The organism is Sphingomonas bacterium (assembly GCF_903643065.1).
Classification (GTDB): domain Bacteria; phylum Pseudomonadota; class Alphaproteobacteria; order Sphingomonadales; family Sphingomonadaceae; genus Sphingomonas.
This window is the reverse complement of the sequence record NZ_CAHJWX010000437.1, coordinates 1-2,730: the sequence shown is the minus strand read 5'-3', so window position 1 is coordinate 2,730 and position 2,730 is coordinate 1. Positions and strand designations below refer to the sequence as shown.

The 2,730-nt window shown below is 71.9% G+C and carries 2 protein-coding genes; one reads left to right on the top strand and one right to left on the bottom strand.

Annotated elements, in window-relative coordinates; all coding sequences use genetic code 11:
• On the top strand, nucleotides 1-1,046 hold a 1,046-nt coding region (locus HUU95_RS13515), incomplete at its 5' end, for a CCA tRNA nucleotidyltransferase (protein ID WP_174280579.1).
• Here the strand turns inward: HUU95_RS13515 and HUU95_RS13510 are convergent.
• Complete coding sequence (locus tag HUU95_RS13510; protein WP_174280578.1) at nucleotides 959-2,638, bottom strand: putative bifunctional diguanylate cyclase/phosphodiesterase; 1,680 nt, start codon at nucleotides 2,636-2,638, stop codon at nucleotides 959-961. The genes HUU95_RS13515 and HUU95_RS13510 overlap by 88 nt on opposite strands.
• Nucleotides 2,639-2,730 lie beyond the last annotated feature (92 nt).

The following is a 2,730-nucleotide window of genomic DNA, read 5'->3' as shown; positions in this document are numbered from 1 at the left end:
GGCTGACGGGGGCGGGGATCAAGGTGGTGCCGACCGGGATCGCGCACGGCACGCTGACCGCGGTGGCGCGCGGCACGCCCGTCGAGGTCACGACGCTGCGCCGCGACGTCGCGACCGACGGGCGCCACGCGGTGGTCGCCTTTACCGACGATTGGCGGGCGGACGCGAGCCGGCGCGATTTCACGATCAACGCGCTCTATGCCGATCCGGGCGACGGCGCGGTGCACGACTGGTTCGGCGGGCTGAACGATCTGGCGGCGCGCCGCGTGCGCTTCATCGGCGATCCGTACCGGCGGATCGCGGAGGACCATCTGCGCATCCTGCGCTTCTTCCGCTTCCAGGCGCGCTTCGGCGACACGGTCGACGCGGACGGACTCGCGGCGTGCGCGGCGCGCGCGAACGACCTGATGGCGCTGTCACGCGAGCGGATCGCGGCGGAGCTGCTCAAGCTGCTGGTCGCGCCCGGCGCGGTGGCGACGGTGGCGCTGATGACCGAGCACGGCATCTGGCGCGCGGTGCTACCCGAGATCGACGCGAGTGGCGTGGCGCGGTTGGCGGAGCTGGCCGCTAGGGAGGACGCCGCTGCCATCCCGCCCGACGCGATCCGCCGACTGGCCGCGCTGGTGCCGCGCGACCCGGAACGAGGTGAGTCGATCGCCGCCCGGCTGAAGCTGTCGAAGCAACAGCGCACCCGGCTGATCGCCGCGCTGACCGACCGGCGCGGTTCGGTTTACGAGGATGCCTATCGTTCGGGACGGGAGGCGGCGGCGGACCGCGCGCTGCTCGTGTTCGAGCCGTTCGATGCGCGACTGGCCGCCCGCCATGTGCGGGACTGGCCGGTGCCGCGCCTGCCGATCGCCGGTGGCGCGCTCATCGCCCGCGGGCTCCCGGCCGGCCCGGTGGTGGCGACGACGCTGAAGGCGATTGAGGCGGCGTGGATCACGGAGGGCTTTCCCGCTCAGCCCAGGGTCGACGAACTCGCCGATGCCGCCGTCGCCGAGGCGATCAGCGCCCAGGCCGCGTCCGCCTCCAGCGGCCGGCCATAGAACCAGCCCTGGCCATAGGTGCAGCCCAGCGCCGCCAGCATGCGCGCTAGCTCCGCCGTCTCCACGCCCTCCGCCGTGGTCTGCATGCCCAGCGCCTGCGCGAGCCCCACCATCGCGCGCACGATCGCCACCTTGTCGCGATCGTCGAGCATGGCGGCCACGAAGCTCCGGTCGATCTTGAGCACGTCGATCGGCAGCTTGTGCAGATAGGCGAGATTGGAATAGCCGGTGCCGAAATCGTCGAGCGCCAGCGTCGCGCCGAGATCGCGCAGGGCGTGCATCGCGCCGGTGACGCCATCGGGATCGCCGATGACCGCGCTTTCGGTCAGCTCCAGCGTGAAGCGCTCGCCAGACAGCCCGGTGGTGGCGAGCGCGGTCTCCAGCACCGACGCGATGCGGTCGCGCTGCAACTGGATCGGCGACAGGTTGACGGCGACGCGCACGCCGCAGCCGTTGCCGCCGGCGCGCTCGTCCCAGTCGCGCAGCGTCCGCGCCGCCTCGTCAATCGCCCAGCGGCCGAGCGGGACGATCAGCCCCGATTCCTCCGCGACCGGGATGAACTGGTCGGGCGAATGGTCGCGCCCCTGCCGATCGGTCCAGCGCGCCAGCGACTCGACCGACATGATCCGGCCGGTGGCCAGGTCGCAGATCGGCTGAAAGGTGAGCCGCAGCCGGCGTTCCTCGATCGCGCAGCGCAGTTCAGTCTCCATCGCGAAGCGCGCGCGGGCGATGGTGAAGGCCTGGTCCTGATAGGTCTCGGTGCGCCCGCTCGCCTTGGCGCGCTTGTTGGCGAATTGCGCGTGGCGGATCAGCTCCTCGCCCTCCACCGCCGCCTCGCCCGGCGCGATGCCGATCGAGCCCTCGACGCCGATCTCATAGTCGGTCAGCCGGAACGGCGCGCGCAGCGTGCGGTGGATACGCTCGGCGAGCGCCAGCGCCTCGCCCGGCTCGTCGTCGATCGCGACCAGCACGCCGAACTCGTCGCCGCCGATCCGCGCTAGCGAGTCCCGGGCCCGCAACGCCCCCTTGATCCGGCGCGCCACCGTGATCAGCAGCTCGTCTCCCGCCAGGCTGCCCAGCGCGGTGTTGAGCTGCCCGAACCGGTCGAGATTGATCACCAGCACCGCATAGGCGCCGGTCGCCGCCTCGATCAGATCGCCGAACCCCTCGCGGTTGGGCAGGCCGGTCAGGCTGTCGGTGGTCATCTCGCGCCGGAGGCTGCGTTCGATGTTGAGCTGCTGCGTCACGTCGACAAAGGTGACGGTGCAGCGCCGCTTCGACAGCGCGGAGAGCCGCGCGACGCCGACGCGATAGTGGCGGCAGTCGATCGCGTCGCCCAGCGACCAGTCGAAGCCGGTCGAGGTCTCGGTGCCGGCCATGAACAGGTCGAGCCGGTCGCGCAGGCTCTCGATCATCGGCGACCGGTGCGGCACGATGCCCAGTCCCGTCAGCCGATAGGCGCGATTAAACGCCTCGAACGCCCAGCCATCGGCGTGGCGCGTGATGTGCGCGGCGGGGATCGGCACCAGCTCCACGCCCGCTTCCAGCACCTCGCGGGTGAGCGTGAGGGCAAGGGGTCGCGCGGTGGCCATGGCCGGGCGCTAGGCCGATGGGCGTTAAGGCCGGGCTAACGACGGGCGAAGCGGTTGTCGCGCGGGAAGCCGGTCGGCGGCATGCGGCCGGC